The organism is Absiella sp. AM29-15 (assembly GCF_003434225.1).
Lineage (GTDB): Bacteria > Bacillota_I > Bacilli_A > Erysipelotrichales > Erysipelotrichaceae > Hoskinsella > Hoskinsella hominis.
Genome location: NZ_QVFL01000005.1, coordinates 93644 through 110755 on the forward strand (window position 1 = coordinate 93644; position 17112 = coordinate 110755).

At 32.4% G+C, this 17112-nt stretch carries 15 protein-coding genes; 8 read left to right on the top strand and 7 right to left on the bottom strand.

From position 1 onward, the window contains the following. The first annotated feature begins 6 nt into the window (after positions 1-6). The 8 genes from DW761_RS06745 (at position 7) to DW761_RS06780 (ending at position 7069) form a co-directional block, all read left to right on the top strand. Positions 7-690: a hypothetical protein gene (locus DW761_RS06745; protein ID WP_117517001.1), complete on the top strand. Its 684-nt coding sequence runs from the start codon at positions 7-9 to the stop codon at positions 688-690. Continuing rightward, a complete protein-coding gene (locus DW761_RS06750) occupies positions 687-1838 on the top strand; it encodes a hypothetical protein (protein ID WP_147323313.1) in 1152 nt (383 codons plus the stop codon). The genes DW761_RS06745 and DW761_RS06750 overlap by 4 nt, the downstream gene beginning before the upstream one ends. 14 nt (positions 1839-1852) lie before the next feature. Beyond that, the gene (locus DW761_RS06755) at positions 1853-2584 is read left to right on the top strand and encodes a hypothetical protein (protein WP_117517005.1); all 732 of its coding nucleotides are present in this window, start codon (positions 1853-1855) and stop codon (positions 2582-2584) included. Between the two features lie 17 nt (positions 2585-2601). After that, positions 2602-3288: a hypothetical protein gene (locus DW761_RS06760; protein ID WP_117517007.1), complete on the top strand. Its 687-nt coding sequence runs from the start codon at positions 2602-2604 to the stop codon at positions 3286-3288. Then, positions 3285-4487 (top strand): hypothetical protein, encoded by a 1203-nt coding sequence (locus DW761_RS06765; protein ID WP_117517009.1) that lies wholly within the window; start codon positions 3285-3287, stop codon positions 4485-4487. Before DW761_RS06760 ends, DW761_RS06765 begins: the two co-directional genes overlap by 4 nt. 85 nt (positions 4488-4572) lie before the next feature. After that, a complete protein-coding gene (locus DW761_RS06770; RefSeq protein WP_117517011.1) occupies positions 4573-5247 on the top strand; it encodes a hypothetical protein in 675 nt (224 codons plus the stop codon). Beyond that, the gene (locus tag DW761_RS06775; RefSeq protein WP_117517013.1) at positions 5244-6389 is read left to right on the top strand and encodes a hypothetical protein; all 1146 of its coding nucleotides are present in this window, start codon (positions 5244-5246) and stop codon (positions 6387-6389) included. Before DW761_RS06770 ends, DW761_RS06775 begins: the two co-directional genes overlap by 4 nt. Continuing rightward, positions 6389-7069, top strand: a complete 681-nt coding sequence (locus DW761_RS06780; RefSeq protein ID WP_117517015.1) for an ABC transporter ATP-binding protein — start codon at positions 6389-6391, stop codon at positions 7067-7069. Before DW761_RS06775 ends, DW761_RS06780 begins: the two co-directional genes overlap by 1 nt. A gap of 207 nt (positions 7070-7276) precedes the next feature. Here DW761_RS06780 and DW761_RS06785 read toward each other — a convergent pair whose 3' ends face one another. The 7 genes from DW761_RS06785 to DW761_RS06815 form a co-directional block, all read right to left on the bottom strand. Then, positions 7277-8638 (bottom strand): ATP-binding protein, encoded by a 1362-nt coding sequence (locus DW761_RS06785; protein ID WP_117517016.1) that lies wholly within the window; start codon positions 8636-8638, stop codon positions 7277-7279. Between the two features lie 501 nt (positions 8639-9139). Continuing rightward, on the bottom strand, positions 9140-10465 hold the full coding sequence (locus DW761_RS06790; protein WP_117517018.1) for a hypothetical protein: 1326 nt from the start codon (positions 10463-10465) through the stop codon (positions 9140-9142). Positions 10466-10564: 99 nt separating this feature from the next. After that, on the bottom strand, positions 10565-11692 hold the full coding sequence (locus DW761_RS06795; RefSeq protein ID WP_117517020.1) for an ABC transporter permease subunit: 1128 nt from the start codon (positions 11690-11692) through the stop codon (positions 10565-10567). After that, on the bottom strand, positions 11689-12570 hold the full coding sequence (locus tag DW761_RS06800; protein WP_117517022.1) for an ABC transporter ATP-binding protein: 882 nt from the start codon (positions 12568-12570) through the stop codon (positions 11689-11691). The genes DW761_RS06795 and DW761_RS06800 overlap by 4 nt, the downstream gene beginning before the upstream one ends. A gap of 96 nt (positions 12571-12666) precedes the next feature. Further along, positions 12667-13821: a VWA domain-containing protein gene (locus tag DW761_RS06805; protein WP_117517024.1), complete on the bottom strand. Its 1155-nt coding sequence runs from the start codon at positions 13819-13821 to the stop codon at positions 12667-12669. Continuing rightward, positions 13821-16022, bottom strand: a complete 2202-nt coding sequence (locus DW761_RS06810) for a DUF5682 family protein (RefSeq protein WP_117517026.1) — start codon at positions 16020-16022, stop codon at positions 13821-13823. The genes DW761_RS06805 and DW761_RS06810 overlap by 1 nt, the downstream gene beginning before the upstream one ends. Continuing rightward, on the bottom strand, positions 16022-17110 hold the full coding sequence (locus DW761_RS06815) for an ATP-binding protein (RefSeq protein ID WP_117455045.1): 1089 nt from the start codon (positions 17108-17110) through the stop codon (positions 16022-16024). The genes DW761_RS06810 and DW761_RS06815 overlap by 1 nt, the downstream gene beginning before the upstream one ends. Positions 17111-17112 lie beyond the last annotated feature (2 nt).

Consider the following 17112-nt stretch of genomic DNA (forward strand, 5'->3'; position numbering starts at 1 on the left):
ATTTCGATGAAACAAATCATGGCAATCATGAAGGAAACATGTGAAAAAAGCATGATACCAACCATTATAATCAGTATGATATTGATGATAACGAACTTGATATATTCATATTTTTCTAAATATTACAATCTTATGAATTCACTTTACTTTAAGAAATTTATGATATTGGCATGTATTTGTTTGATTTATATTCAATATCGTAGAATGAAACGTTCCTATGCGCATGGTTCCTGGAATCGTATATTCCTTCTTCCTAAACAAAGAAGTACCATTGTCAAAAGTGAATGCTTGTTTATGCTCGCATCTTTTGGATTGTTAATAATTGGAGAACTCATTAGCTGGATAATCATTTACCAGATATACCCATTAAATATAGCCAATCATAGAGAAATATTTTACTTATCTTCCGCATTAGATAATCAGTTGTTATATTATGTGTTTTCTTCTGATTTTATTCAGCTATGTACAATAATAGGCTATTGGTTATTTCTCAGCCTTCAATCTACAACCGTTTGTATTGCGTTTGTGAAAAAGGAATATGTCTTGCCTGCACTTATTATATTGATATTTGTAGTGATGTGGTTTTTTATAGATCAATCATATGTATGGTTTATCATCTTACTGGCATTTGGGATTAGCTTATATCTTTTGAATACATTATTAGGTGGAAAAGGATGGTGGAAACGATGAAAAAATTAATCAGCTTTCTATGTGTTGGTTTATTAGGTGGATGTTTTTCATTGGGATATTTCTACTATCAAAGTCAAACTGCAGATTTTCAAATAAAAGATATCCAAGGGAATCGTGATGTATTAAAGAATATGGAAATCGAATATACACATGCTGGTGAACAATCTTATTTAAAAGCTAGTATAAAGGATGCACATGTTTCCACAAAGATTGTAAAGGAAAGTCCTACTTATGATGTACTGAATCCAAGGCTTTATGATGATATAAAAGGTGTGGATATAGATAGAATTGGCAAAGAAACATCGAATCCATGGCTAGAAACAAATGCTGATGGAAGTACATCTTATCAACAAAAAATTGATGAAGCGCAACTTGTATATTATATGAATGGTCAGAAAGTAACTGAAATTCGTACAGATATTGTAGAGCACAGTGATGATAGCTTGAGTTTATATTTAAAGAGAAAAGATGGTAGAGATGATCAAACATATGCAAAGGAAAATGATTCAACAGATCATTATGATTTTGATGTATGTGTTGCGATTCCTATGTCGGATGGTGCGTATTACTTTATGCCAGAAATAAATAATCATCGAAGTGGACAGAATTATATCTATCGAATCAAAGATTTTAAAGCTGAAAAGTTTGTGAAACTGCCACAGCGAAATGATTCTGTATTATTAAGAAATAAAGATTTATTGATTGTTGTTTCCTATGATAAGCCAAACTGGTATTTCACTGGTTATGATTTACAAGGGAATAAGCAATATGAATTAAAAATAGAAAGTATAGAGAATTGTGATTATGATGATTTATCTTTTATTAGCTTAAGGCAAAACAATCAATATATTAATATAAAAATCGATGAAACGATATATGTGATTGACGCAGATCGTGGAAAAATCGTTGATTCATTTCAAGACGAATTAAGCTATATTCAGGATATGTATTATAAAGATGGAAAACTTTATTTGCTAGGAAGGTATCAAAACATCAAGGAAAAGGAAACAGATGCGAGAATTTATGTATATGAGAAAAGCAAATTATTGTATGTTGGAAGCATCTATGAATGGGAATTATACAAATTAGATGGTGGTGGATATACATATGATCAAAATTTAGGCTTTAGGATGGATTTTAAAAGATGAAGGAGGGGATACACATGTGGAAAGCGATAGTACATCGAATAAAAACAGATTGGATCATGTTTCTGGTATGGGGAGTCGTAATTGGTGTCATTTGTGTACTACAAAAAACAGTGCTATTAGAATGGACACTAAAGCCATATATGCAGGATCAGCCAATAAATGAAATAGAAAGCATCGCATTTACCACAAAATCGATCATTTATCTGTTGTTTGTGATGATCTCAAATATCGTAACGTTCGCATATTTGTTGTATCGTGACTATGATAGTGGAAAGAAACGCTTTATGTTTTTAAGGAAACATCAGTATGCATGGTTTATCGCAGATACAATTGTGGTATTCCTGTTGCTGGTATGCTGTTACGTCTTTATACATTATATATTAAAGCTGAATTTAATATCTACCATTGAACAATATCAGACGAAAGTAACACCAGCACAACTGGAGATGTTTTATCAGGAAGCTGTATCATCGAATGGCTATATCGCTCAAATATTGGTAATGAATTTGCGTCATTCTGGGGAAATGTTACTATGGCTGCTTGCGACTTCGATGTGGTGCCATGTGTTTGCGGTATCCAGACTGCTTCATAAACAACGGATAGAAGATATTCTAGTTTGTATTACCATATTTCCATTGGTATTATGTTACCACCATTTTACTATGTTGGGGATTTCAGCACTATTGTGTATCACGTATTGTATATACATGAAAAATATCTGGTATCCAAAACGCATGTATGCGTAAAGAAAGCGGGTGGAAAAATGAAAGATATACTGTTTATGATGGAACAGAATTGCGCAAAAAGTATGAAACAATTATGCTTGATTTATCCAATCTTTTGCGTTGTGGTTATCATGTCAATCGCCTTATTCGCAGATAATCAATTGCTGTTTGATATCATTTTGATGGCAGGATTATTGATCATTATGAAGGTGCATTTTAATCGAATCAATGAATTGATGAAAGATGGTGCTATTGTAAGATTACGCTTGTTGCCAGTGAAATCCTATGCATTTGTTGTGAGTGAATTATTGTTTTGTCTAGCATCCTATATGTTTTTATTCGTATGTCTTTATTTTTCCTGGTTTGTTTATGCATATATGATATTGGGTATTACAAACAGTAATGAATTCATTATTGCGACATGGTCCACGATTTCCATTTCATTTCTGTTTATGGATAATATTTGGAATATTGCTTTGATGATTGTTTATGTCATGCTATTCGCATTCCAGACCCTTGCGACTTCCTTATCTATCGCTTTGAAAGAAAATACGATTTCAGTATTTCCAACAATCTTTGTATCATATGAGATGATATTCAATATGAATACGGTGGATGAAACTATGTTTTTTGTTATTATAGTATTTATTACAGGCGTAATTTTATATGATTTCTATCATATGAGAAAATTCATGAACCTGAATCGAAAGAGGGTGTCAGAATGAAAAAGGCCGGATATGTTGCATTTATTTTAATATCTTTAATTATGTTTCTATGTTGTATGTGGTTATCAGGTACACAAGTTAAACAATTTGAAATGGAATTGAATGATTTAGAAGGCAATCGTAAAGTTTTAGATTCTCTGAATTATCAAATAGCCTATCAAATTGGACAGCGCGATATTGATATCCAAGCATCAGGCAGTAAATTTCAGTATCATATTCAAACCACAGATTCCACCATTTATGAAAACCTATATAATGGTAAAAATGAAGTCATTGGAGATAAATCCTATGAAATGAAGGATGATCAAAGTTATTTATTAAGTGATAATTGGAGAGATACTTATCAAAATTGTGATATTCAGGATGAAAATATAGCATCATACCCATTATCATATCGCTTAGATGTTTCACTTATTGATCCCAATGATAAACAAAAGGCAATTGTAACAACAAGTATTTCTGATAACAGCAATGATGAATATCAACTGAAAAAATATATGGCAACCTGTAAAGTGAATGATTCTGTGACAAAGGGTTATCGTATAGAAAAAGATAAGATAAAAGACATTCATCGTGGTTTGTATTTTCAAGATAATAAAGAAGATAGAGGACGTGGTGTTTATCAAAGAAAAGATACGATATATTTCATGCCGCCAATGGACCAGCATGCCACTGGACAAAATGAGATTTATGAAATCAATTTGAAAGAAAACCAAGAAAATAAAGTCACTGCCATCACAAAACTTCCTAAAAATCGTTTATATGAAACCATGGAGATTTCAGATAATGAATTATATGTATTTTCACACGATGATACCCATTTGTATATCACAGTATATCAAACAGATGGTACGCTGGTGAAAGAAATGAAGATAGATTATCAATATCACAAAGGCGATACACTTACAGAAATGTATGTAAGAAATCATCATGTGATTTGGAAAATGGGAACGAAGTATCGAGTGATTGATATGGATCATATGAAAACTACAGATGCCATAACGATTGAACAGGAAATGTATGATCTAACATATGTAAATGATACACTATATCTCTTGACCAAAGGCAGTGAGGAAGAAAGCTGGTATCTACAGGCATATCAGGGCAGTGCATGTGTTTATAAAGGGGAAATCAAAGTGCCTTATCGAATGGATCATACGATAAGCAAAATAAAAGAACATGGAAAGTTTTTAAACTAAGGAATAAATTTGAAAATTGACTACTGTATTTAGATAAACTGTGATATCGTTAAGGCAGAGGAAACATGTGGAAGAAGGTGTTCATATGAAACAGATATTTACGATTATGGAACAGACAAGCAGGCATAGTATCAAAGCGATTTCTATCTTTTATATTATCGTTGCCATGGGTATGATGGCACTTGGTTTTACGCAACAGGTTTACAGTTATACCTATTTGATGCTTGTAGTGGTAAGTGTGGTTGCATTATGGATCATACAAATACGACGGATATCTAAACAATTTAAAACAGAAACTTATCAACGTATTTTATTGTTGCCAGAAAAGAAAGCCTATATGTGGAGTGAGTTAATATTTCATATGATTACCTTTATTGGATTGTTTCTAGTATTTTATTTTAGCTGGTTATTATATTTGATGATCAGTGGTATACACAGTGTCAATCAAATTGTACTTACTAGCTGGGATAATGTGATTTTTAAATCGATGCTTCCATATGAACGTTTAAATTTAATCGGAAATCTCATGTTATGGATGAATATCGGAATACAGTGCTATGTATTTACGATTAGTTTTAAGTTGAAAAAATTTATATTCGTAATCCCTGTGATCATCTTAGATTTTTGTCAAATTCAATTTTGTTGGCAATATTCAGATTATTCTGTGATCTTTCATATGATGTTTTATATCGCTGCTTGGGGTTATTCTTATATCACTTTAAAACAAATATTCAGGCAGAAAAAGGAAGTGAAATCATGAAAAAAACAGTTGTATTTTCTGGTATTATTGCCATTGGATTATTGGTTTATTTATGTTCATCTTCCTATATGACGCATAGTTTGACATTAGAGTTTCAAAATGAACAAGGAAATCGTGAGGAATTAGCACCAGTAAGCTTCCATGCCTCTTATAAAATAGGAAAAAATATGACGGAATTCACATTAAAAAATGGTAGAATAAATACCACACATCACAAAGAAAGCCAAAAATTTTCTAATCATTATGACTATACAAGGAAGCGTTTATATGAAGATTTAGATGCTTATATATTATATCAAAGTGATAAAGGAAAAACTTATCAAGGAGAAAGATGTAATCCTACACAACAATGTCTGAGTGAAGCATTGGTAGGTTATGAATGGCAAAGAAATGCGAATGATTATAAATTTTTCACTGACTTAACCGATTACAGTAATGAAAATTATATGATTATGTATTCTGCTGGAGAATGGAAGCGTGAGCATCTTGCGATGGATCAGGGGGAAGAAACATATGACCTTCAACTAGTTCGACAGGATGTTTTATATCAGATCAATGAAGAATCTTATATCTTTGCGCCAATTACCAATGAAGCAATGAAAGGTGATAATTATATTTATGATATCACTTATAATAAAGGTGAAAAGAAAGTCAAAAAACTAACAAAACTGCCTGTAAACAGAATTTATGATACCAATCAGTTTATAGATGATATCTTATATATCGCAAGTCATGATAAGCAAAATATATATTTGGGAATGTATCAAACAGATGGAACATTGATAAAAGAAATCTCCGTGAAAGGAAGGTTAACAGCATTTGATCAAAGCACATATATACAAAAAAAGGATAACGTTCTGTATATGTCCACAGGAGATAAGCTGGTATTGATTGATGCAGATGATTTAGAAATTTTATATGATATTAATTTTGATGTAAACAAAGTACATGATATTCTGTTATGGAATGGAAAATTATATGTGAATGGTCTACTGCCAAATGAACAAGGATGGCGACTAGCTGTATATGAAGGTAATACCTGCTTATATCAAACAGATATCATCATCCCTTACGATATGTCAATTGCGTATATGAATGGCTTGATGGATTTTGGAACATTTGAGAAATTGGAGGAAAAATAATGCTAATATTAGATAATGTGAGTAAGACATATACAAATGGAAAAGGTATAAAAAATTTATCCATACAGTTTCAGGAGGGAGAAATCACTGGAATTCTTGGAAGAAATGGTAGTGGAAAAACTACTATGTTGAAATCTATATTAGATTTGATTCAAATTGATAACGGTAGCATTTCATGGAATGAGAAACCTGTTTATGATCAATATCAGGATGTGGCTTTCATCAGTGAAGAAGGTAGTTTTATGCCGAATATGTCCGCAAAGGAATATGGAAGTTTTTTAAAGGATTACTATATTCATTTTGATCAAAACAAATATGATGAACTATTAACAAAGTTTGAAATATCCGATGGTGGAAAAATAAAAGAGTTTTCAAAGGGTCAACAAATGAAAACAGAGATTGCAGCAGGATTTGCGATGAATGCGAAACTGATTGTTTTAGATGAACCTTTTAATGGATTGGATGTATACGCAAAAGAAGATACGATTAAATTATTGATTGAACAATTACATGAAGATACCATCATTTTAATTTCTACACATAACATTGAAGAAATTGAAACAATTGCGGATCGCTGTATTGTGATTGATGGAGGAAGTCTAGTAGGAGATACAACCATGGATCAGCTGCATGAGGAAGGGAAGGATTTAAAAGATTTGTTGGATCAATATCGTAAATAGAAAAAGGCAGACAAAATTTAGAGAGTGTAAAAGTTTACCACTGACCGATATGTGGTATATAAATGGTTGGGTTGAAAGTATTGTCCTTCACTATGATTGTGAAGGACTTTTTTGTGAATTGGGATTGTTTCTATAGGATTGTATGTAGTAAGGTTTTTCACTATATTCATCTAATACTAACCAATCCTATATTTCTATAGGCTAAGTCTATAAACAAAATGTCATATATGCTGGAATACAAACGATTTTTGAATTTTTCACAGATAAGTTTTTGGTATGAATAATATAAGCAGTACCAATTCTCTTTGAATATAATTCAACAAATTTTTCAAGAGATGTTGTTGTATATTTTTTGTTAGATTTTACTTCTATAGGATGAATTTTTGGTTTTGTCTTAGAACCATTAGAAATAATAAAATCTATCTCGATATCATTCCTATGCTTTTCTTTGTTATACTTTGTGTAAAAGAATAAAGGATAGTTGTTCGCTACTAAACATTGTGCAATTGCATTTTCAAATAACATACCTTCATTGATGGATAAATTATCATTTAATATCTGCTTGTATAATTGACCATCGGATATTTCTTTTTCATTAAATGCATGAGATACAAGTAAACCAGTATCACCCATATAACATTTAACATAGGTACGATCTTCATTTAAAGCTAAACCAACATTAGGATCGTTACAATTAAAACACTCATTGGCAATCATGGAATTACCTAACCAGTAAAATGTATCCTGATACATAGGAAAAGCGGAGTTCAATTCGATATTAGATAAGCGTACTCGTTTTTCATGTTGTGATAGAAATGATGGTATTTGATCATAAATGGACAAAACTTTTGTACGATATTTCGCTTGAATTTTGTTTATGTCATCTCGATATAATGCTAGAATATCCCGTTTTTCTTCATCTGAACTTATAAAACTTCTATTATTTTCTAAGTATTTAGATAAACTCATTGGCATACCACCAACCAGCATATACTGCTTAAAAAGAAGCATAGCTTTATGATGCAAAGTATCATCTAAAGGCTTGAGGTCTTGATAACATTTTTTTATATATTCAACTAGCATTGTTTCATTCAATGCCCAACAAAATTCTTCAAAATCTAAAGGATACATCTTCAATTTTCGTTCTTCAGAAGGAATCGTGATATCCTTAACATTTTCTTTTATAGATATGAGCGATCCAGTTTCTATATAGTCATAACGGCCATCTTTTACAAGTTTTTTTATAGATTGACGTGCTTTAGGAAATTGTTGTACTTCGTCAAAAATAATGATGGACTCCTTTGGATATAATTGAACATTATATTCTACACTTAATATCATGAAAAAAGTATCTAAATCATTTAAATAAAGAGAAAAAGCATTCTTAACAGCATCACTTGCGTCATTAAAATCAATCAATAAATAGCTTTTATATTCATTTTTCGCAAATTCTTCCACAATTGTGGATTTTCCAATTCTACGAGCACCTTCTATCATCAGAGCTTTCTCTCCAGCAGCATTATTTTTCCAATCAATTAATTTCTGATATATCTTTCTTTTAAATAGCACAGCTATCACCTCAAGTTGATTATATATCTTCATGAGGTAAAACGCAATATAAAAACGGTTATTTTATATATAAAACGCAAAGTAAAATATAACAAATTTATATATAAAGCGCAGTATGATGTGTGTGTTGTTTCCATGTAAAGCGCAATGAAGCCAAGCAATAAGAAATAAAGAGATTATCATAGCCAATGGATCTATTCTTCCGTTATCACAGAAAAGATGTACAGAGTTTAAAAAAGCTTTTGAGGAATATGTATTATATTATAAATAAGGAAGATTAAGATATGACAGAAAAAGAAATGTGGAAAACTTTTTTTCTTTGAAGATATGCTTGTGGTTTATAAAAAAATCCTCGATTTGAGGATTTTTTTCTACATCCAATTTGAAATAATATATCTCATAGATAAGAAATTAAGGAAATCATTATCGAAACTTTAGTGCATTGATCATTGTGAACAATAGGCGAGAGGACTTAATTTTCTACTTTATAATCTCTAATGATTATCCATAATACTTTTTAGCAAAAACTATTCTATTACCTAAATATAAAATGATATTATAGCTGAAGATGACAAGCATACCTAATGACCATGGATAATAGCTCGTTCCCATAACATTCATACCCGGATCTCTATATGTCAATGGATTAAAAGAATTTATGAATTCCATTGAAGTTAATGGCGATATAAATATCAATGCTAGAATTAATGCTATATTAATCGTTAAAGCTAAGTTTGGATTCTTAATTAATCTTGTGATAAACATATTGATTTGAACATACAAAAATATCAAAGCAATATATAAAATAAGCGTTAATAAAATTCCTTGCCATAAGGGAATGAAATCCATGTATGGATTAAACAGCATATTTATACTTGTATATGTCAATCCAAAGTTCGTCATTACACCTGATTCAATAGATTCTTGTAAAGTTCCTAAATTATATAAATTTGGAAAGAAAGAATAATGTATATTTGATATACCTGCTTTATTTGCGAATAAAGGATAAGATAAATTTTGGAAATGATCAAATATGCCTAAAACTAAAGTAAAACACAATATAGGCCCAAATATTATCATCATTATAATCAATGAATTAGCAACAACTTTCCCAAAAATAAATCTGTTTCTTGCTTTTGGAATTACCATCATAGTTTTATCAATTCCCATATCATGATATTCTTTTCGATCATTATAAAATAATAATATAATTAAAATTGGTGTGGCATAAACTAATATGTTTCGTAAGATCTGTAAAAAGACTGTAGTACTATCCACATAAGAATAAGTCATAGGAACTAGATTTTTTTCATATAGTTCAGTAAAATAAGTTAATTCATGAAGTGGCCAAGAAAACATTTCTGCTGCATTTGCGTATGGATCTAAAATTTTACCATAAGATTTAATTGATGGAAAATCATATTTTGCTCTTATTTGTTCAAGACGATCTGAATTTATATAATACTCGCTAAAATCTGTAGGATAATAAGAAAAAACTTGTCCATAGTAACTATTATATTCCATTGCTTTTAGATACATATTCTGCCAATCTTTATCTTGTTCATATTTAGAATATAACAAAAGACTTTCTGATAATTTCTGAACGTCTTTTTTCCCTTGTTTTAATAAATCTGGAGAAGCATTTAAAACAAAATACGATTCTGTTGCAACCCAATCCGATGAAGCACTGTAAACATCTTCATTAGAAGATTTATTGTACAATGTTATCATTAGTATAAGTTCACACATAAATAAGATAAATATGATTAACTTAACTTCTTTTCTTTTCATATTACGCAATATTTCAAATTTAATAAATTCCCTCATTTCTTACCCTCCATTAGCTTCTGCAGTTTACTTAAAGTGATAACAGATGCTTTTTTTAATTCTACCATTTTGGATATCAGTAATTACTCATTTTTATGATTATACAGTAATATCTTTCCTTTTTAAGGATCTTATACTTATTTCTATGAACACAAATGACATGGCTAATCCTATTATAATACTTTGTATTGTTCCATGATATTGGATGATATCTTTATTAAATGGATAACAAAGTGGAATATATGGATATAACCAACGATAATCTAATATTTGTTGAAAGACAATTACCATCATATAACATGATAATATAGTAACTAACGTGACAGAAGAAGAGAAAGTCCAATATGATATGAAGATTGTTATTGCAGATAATGACATCAGTGCCATAACAAATATAGCTAACATAAGAAATACAGCTTGATAGAAAGGATAAATTTCTGGATAAACGGCATATGGATAAATAGTATTTCCAAATCCAAATTTAAATCCGGATATGAAAAAGACACTACTAATCATTGCAATATATGCGATGATTAATAAACCAATAAAAATAGTTTTAGAAATTAGGATAGTTGAACGTGAATAATTTGAAGTATATAGTGATTTATAGCTACTATTTTCAAATTCTATTGCTACTATGTCAAAAACTAATAAGAGAAATGGAAAAGCTATGAATAGTCCAACATAATCAGAAAATAAAAGATTAAATAGATTTAATGAATTACATGAATATGGACTATTCATTATTTCTATATGATTATCCACAATGTATTGGTCTTTCTGTATTTGCTCTTTTATCGTCCTGATTGTTAATCTACTAATTGGATCTAAATCATAATTTTTCTTTCTTCCATCTAAAACCAGATGATACCATTCGATTTGTTCCTTAACAAAATCTTCATTTTTGTAGTCCTTTTTCATGTATCCTGATGATAAAATCAGAGAGGATGTAGATAGATTATCCCAAAATTTTTTTTGTTGTTTAAACTCTTCTTTTTTCGTTCCTTCCTCCATATATTTCATTGAAGTTTCTATATTCTTAACCATTTTGGAGGAATATACACTTGCATTTGTCATTTCAGTGTACATTTTATTTGGGTATTGCTGATCTTGGTAATCATTATATGCAATGAACATACCAAGAAATAGTAAAGTAGCAAGCACCACAACAATATTTTTTTTGTTATAAATAAACTTTTTTAATTCATATTTAAATAGCTGTGTCATTTTGTTACCTCATAGATTTTGGAATATTCATCTTCTAAATCATCCTCTATTTTTATCACATCCAAAATATTCAGCTTTTGTAAAACCAAATTTTGAATTAATTGAGATAATTCTTTTTCATCCTTAATCGTAAATTGATAGGATAGATTATCAATTGCCATACACTCATAATCATTATTATAATTTGTTAATGCCTTATCTAATTTGATAATATATTTGGTTGTCGTAGAATTTTTCTCTACTTCATTTATTTTTCCATGGTCTAAATAGATAATTCTATCCGCAATTTTCTCAATCTCATTTAATTGGTGTGAGGATATTAAAAGCGCCATGTTATATTTATTCACCATATTTCTTAATTCTTCTCTCAACTCAAATATACCTGTTGGATCCAAACCATTCATTGGTTCATCTAGCATAAGAAAATTTGGTTCGCTTAACAAAGCAATAGCTAAGGCTAAACGCTGCTTCATCCCTAATGAATATTCTGATACTTTTTTGTTTATATGTTTTCCTAATCTGCTATAATCAATCATTTCTTGTAATCTTTGTTTAGATACATCATGCAGGCTGGCAAATAATTTTATGTTTTGTAACCCGGTCATAGTAAGAAAAAGGCCAGGTCCTTCGATCAATGAGGCTTGCTTTTTCAGAGCGTTTTTTCTATCTTTCACTAAATCATATCCACATATATTAATGGAGCCGGCATCAATATTAATCAGATTACACATACATTTCATCAAAGTACTTTTACCAGCACCGTTAGGCCCTATGAAGCCAACAATCTCGCCTTTATATATTTCAAAAGAAATATCATCTAAAACAAGTTGTTTTCCATAAGATTTAGACAAATTTTTTACTGTAACAATTTTTTCCATAATTTTCTCCTCGTATAATTTCTCTAAAATAACACTTGAAATTCTCCTATGCTAGTAAAACTATAATCTGTATATCTTCCTTTGTCATTTTAATTCCTAATTTTTCATAAATTGGGATAAGTCCTGCTTCTGTAAAACTGCATGTAATAGTTCTGGCAGTTTTTCTGGTGCACAGGCGAAACATGGGATGCCAAGATTGGCAACTTTTTGCGCCATATCTTGACTATAGTATGGTTTTCCACCATCCTGAATGGCCAATAAACATACAACCAGAACACCAGAGTCTTTTATATCCTGCATACGATGTAATAATCCTGCATGATTGCCACCTTCTTCAAGATCGGAAATCAAGAAGAAAATCGTCTTATCTGGTTCTTCGATTAGCTGTTCACAATACTTCACGGATTTATGAATATCAGTACCACCACCTAATTGAAAGCCATATAATAAATCAACTGGATCATTACATAAGTCACTGAGATCCATAATGGTCGTATCAAAGGCCACAACGTTTGTTTTTACAGCATTCATACTCGCAAGAATACAGGCAGTCACAGAAGAATACATGATAGAACTAGACATAGAACCACTTTGGTCAATATCCAGAATAACATGCCAGTGATTACTTTTTTGTTTACGATCAAAGAAGTAGACACGTTCAGGGATAATGGTTTGTAGATCACTGGAATAGTGTTTTAGGTTCTTTCGTATTGTATAGGGAAAGTCGATGGCAGCAGCACTTGGTAAAGGAGAATGCTCTTTTTTCTGAAGGGCTGCGTGTACACTGCGTTTTAAGTCTGAGGAGATCTGATTGTTTATGATATCCACAATTTTCTGGATATATGCTCTTGCCTGATCTTTAGATTTGGATGGAATCATATCTTTTAGTGTTAACAACATACTTGCCATTTCGATATCCGGCTCTAATTGTTCGAGTAATTCTGGTTCCATCAATAATTGTTTCCAGCCTTTACGTTCAATGGCATCCTGTTGGATAACTTTCACAAGCTCTGGATCAAAGAGGGTACGGATATCCTTCATCCATTTTGTGATGTGCGGACTGCTGGCACCTTTTCCAGCACCACCCATTTGGTTTTGGCTTCCTTCTCCACCATAGATTGCCGCAAGTGCTGTATCCATCATAATATCACGATCGGTTAAAGAAAAGCCTTCCTGCATACTTTCAAAATCTTGCTGGGTATCTTCGCCAAGAATCATTCTCCAGCGGGTTAGTTCTTTATTTTGTTCCATTAGAAATCACCAAAATCAAAATCTTCTAATTCATTTAAAAGATCTTGTTCCTCTTTCTTTAATTCTGTATTTAATATTTCCGCAACACTGTCCTGGTCAAGATGCCATAAGCTTCCCAGGTTTTGCGCAATTTCATGTTTTTCTTTAGCACTATACGTGCTGAAAGCTCTTCTTAAATACAACAAAGCACGTAAAAAATCATCATCCTCTAGTTCTTGGATGTAATCATCTAATTGCTTCCAGATAAAAGAACGGGCAATGAGCGCATAGTGGTTTTTCATCATAAAGCCTTCAAACCAGTTCGCTGCGATATCTACAGGAACACCATGGGATACATGATAAATCACAATACGCTGGAATTCATCTTCTTTTAGAAGGCCACGTTCTAAAAGGATAGCCGTCGCATAGCCACTGAGCAGTTGATTGATATCATCACGAAGGGATAATTCATTTAATACCTGAATCCATTCCTCTTCCATGTAGTGATCATGCTGGATAGATAAATCATTGATGGTTTTTAAACCTTCCATGATATTATGCGATACTTTATCGTCACATTGACAGCTGCTTACACATAATAAAATGGCACGATAGAATAATTGATGAAATAATGGCTCTATGGCATCATTTTCCATACGGCGTAAGGTATGAAAACGCATGATATAACTTAATCGTTTTGCGGTTTTTACGATATCTTCAAAGGATGAGGAATCTATCGCAAGTTTTTGTATTGCTTCTAAGGCATGTGACATACTATCATTAAGGCCGCACAGGAATGCTTCTTCCATTAAAGTAGCGCATGCATTCATACTAGTGGCATCTGCCAGCTTTTGTTTGATGGAAAACTGAGCCGCATAGGCGACACTTTCTCCATACAAAGAATTTTCAATCAATGTAATTTCTGCTTCACTACTCCATTTTAATTCCCAGATTTCCTTCCAGTCAGCGGATTGCTGGGTATTTGGCTGCAGCACACAAAATGGAATGTTTAGAAAGCGCAATTGATGTAAGAAACAGGAACGGCGTAAATCTAGAAAGGCAGACGCTTCTGATTTGACGCTTGTATTTTCACGTAAGTCTAATGCTAGTGTATTGGCATTCATGGTATTGAAACGCTCCAGTTTCAAAGTTTTTAACTGTGTATAAAAATCATTTTGAATGGCTGTCTTTGACATACCTTTGGGAAGATAACCCATCGTGGTGCCAATCTCACATGCCATAAAGGCTTCCATAAGTTCAGCCTGATTTCCATATCCCATGCAGGTAATCGCCGCATCTTTTAAATCTTGAAGGGAAGGAATCTGTTCCTGATGCATAGCTGATAAGCTTTGCGCTAATTGTAAAGCTTCTATAACTTGTGCTGTAGAACAGTTAAATCCATGCTCCCTTTGATACAGGGAAAGCTTGGATAAATAAGCATAGGCACATTGCTCCATGTGTCCATCTTTCGCATAATCCCATAATAATTCATAATACGCAGGGGCTTTATTACCAGCACCATATCCAGATAAGGATGATAATCGAAAGTAAGAATAGGGCATCAGTGTGGTATTAGAGATATCCTTTTGTAGTTTTTCATATTGTGCATCTGGTAATACTTTTGCTTCCATGATTCCTTCTATATGAAAAGCTCCACACACTACAACAATATCATCTTCATGGATTCCCTGTTTGACCAGCTTTTGGATGGTTGTGTTCATGTATGCTTCACGTAATAAAGTAAATTCATCCGCAGGTTTTATTTCACGTAAATTATGTGCGAATAATGTAACGGCTTTTTGGAAAGCATCACTGTTTGTTTCATGTTCAAAGATACGTTCCCATTGATCATTGGCATCCATATCCAGATCAATTACATAATCCTGCCTTGTGTCATCTTTTGTATCGAGTGAAAGAAATGCAGATGTTGGAAGATCCATAAAAGCACAAGGTATATTGTGGGCTTTTGCCCATTTCATGGCGACGTATTCAGGGGAATATTTCGCATATGGATATAGAATAGAATGAATCGGAGAGCTTGTTGTATATGCCATAATCGCAAATGGCGGTTGTAATTGATCCTGTGTGATATCCTCTATCATATCGTTACAGTCACTTGGTCCTTCTATCAAGATATATGCAGGATGGATCTGTTCAAGATATGCACATAAATGAAGGGAGGACGCAGGTGATAAATGTCGTATACCAAAGATATGCGCCATTATTTATTTAACTCCATACATGCATGATAGAGTTCATAATAGGATATTCCTTTTTTCTTTAATATGTTTTCCAGATATTCTTTCCATGCTAGGGCATCTTTGGATTCATCCTTAACGATAGCACCCTGAAGTCCTGCGGCAACATCTTGTGCGCGTATTTTTCCATCACCAAAGCTTGCGGCAAGTGCCATACTGTTTGCTAAAAGTGAAATTGCTTCTGCGGCAGACAGTACACCGGAGGTTGTTTTTACTTTATGCTTTCCATCTAAAGTAGTACCATTTCTAAGTTCACGAAAGATTGTGACAACACGTTCAATGATATCCTGATCAGGTACTTTTGCCATAAGACCTAACGATTCAGATAATTGTGAAACACGCTGTTCAACGATTTCCATTTCTGTTTTTAAATCTTTTGGCGCTGGTAAGACAACGATATTAAAACGACGTTTTAATGCGGCGGACATCTCATTAACACCTTTATCTCTAGTATTAGCAGTGGCAATTACGGAGAATCCTTTTTTTGCTGGGATTTCCATATTTAATTCCGGGATAGATACACGTTTTTCAGATAAGATTGAGATTAATGCATCCTGTACCTCACTGGCACAACGGCTGATTTCTTCAAAACGCACAATACTACCAGTTTCCATTGCATGTAGTAAAGGACTTTTTACTAATGCTTCCTCACTTGGACCTTTCGCAATTAACATGGCATAGTTCCATGAATAACGGATAGCTTCCTCACTGGTACCAGCAGTACCCTGAATGACTTTGGTAGAATCACCATTGATGGCAGCACATAAATGTTCACTTAGCCATGATTTGGCAGTACCAGGTTCTCCGATCAACAATAAAGCACGATCAGTGACCAGAGTCGCAATCGCAATTTCTACTAAGCGATCATTACCAATATATTTTGGCGTGATTTTCATACCACCGCTTTTTCCACCACATATATACGTGAATACAGAACGTGGTGACATCTTCCATCCTTGCGGAATGGGGTATTTTTCATTGGCGATTAAAGTATCTAATTCTAATTGGTAAAGCATCTCTGCGCTCAGGCGTTGAAATTCTTGTTTATCCATGG

Coding starts and splice junctions, on each gene's coding strand:
- DW761_RS06745 (WP_117517001.1), top strand. CDS start 7: ATGAAACAAATCATGGCAATCATGAAGGAAACATGTGAAAAAAGCATG.
- DW761_RS06750 (WP_147323313.1), top strand. CDS start 687: ATGAAAAAATTAATCAGCTTTCTATGTGTTGGTTTATTAGGTGGATGT.
- DW761_RS06755 (WP_117517005.1), top strand. CDS start 1,853: ATGTGGAAAGCGATAGTACATCGAATAAAAACAGATTGGATCATGTTT.
- DW761_RS06760 (WP_117517007.1), top strand. CDS start 2,602: ATGAAAGATATACTGTTTATGATGGAACAGAATTGCGCAAAAAGTATG.
- DW761_RS06765 (WP_117517009.1), top strand. CDS start 3,285: ATGAAAAAGGCCGGATATGTTGCATTTATTTTAATATCTTTAATTATG.
- DW761_RS06770 (WP_117517011.1), top strand. CDS start 4,573: ATGAAACAGATATTTACGATTATGGAACAGACAAGCAGGCATAGTATC.
- DW761_RS06775 (WP_117517013.1), top strand. CDS start 5,244: ATGAAAAAAACAGTTGTATTTTCTGGTATTATTGCCATTGGATTATTG.
- DW761_RS06780 (WP_117517015.1), top strand. CDS start 6,389: ATGCTAATATTAGATAATGTGAGTAAGACATATACAAATGGAAAAGGT.
- DW761_RS06790 (WP_117517018.1), bottom strand. CDS start 10,465: ATGAGGGAATTTATTAAATTTGAAATATTGCGTAATATGAAAAGAAAA.
- DW761_RS06795 (WP_117517020.1), bottom strand. CDS start 11,692: ATGACACAGCTATTTAAATATGAATTAAAAAAGTTTATTTATAACAAA.
- DW761_RS06800 (WP_117517022.1), bottom strand. CDS start 12,570: ATGGAAAAAATTGTTACAGTAAAAAATTTGTCTAAATCTTATGGAAAA.
- DW761_RS06805 (WP_117517024.1), bottom strand. CDS start 13,821: ATGGAACAAAATAAAGAACTAACCCGCTGGAGAATGATTCTTGGCGAA.
- DW761_RS06810 (WP_117517026.1), bottom strand. CDS start 16,022: ATGGCGCATATCTTTGGTATACGACATTTATCACCTGCGTCCTCCCTT.
- DW761_RS06815 (WP_117455045.1), bottom strand. CDS start 17,110: ATGGATAAACAAGAATTTCAACGCCTGAGCGCAGAGATGCTTTACCAA.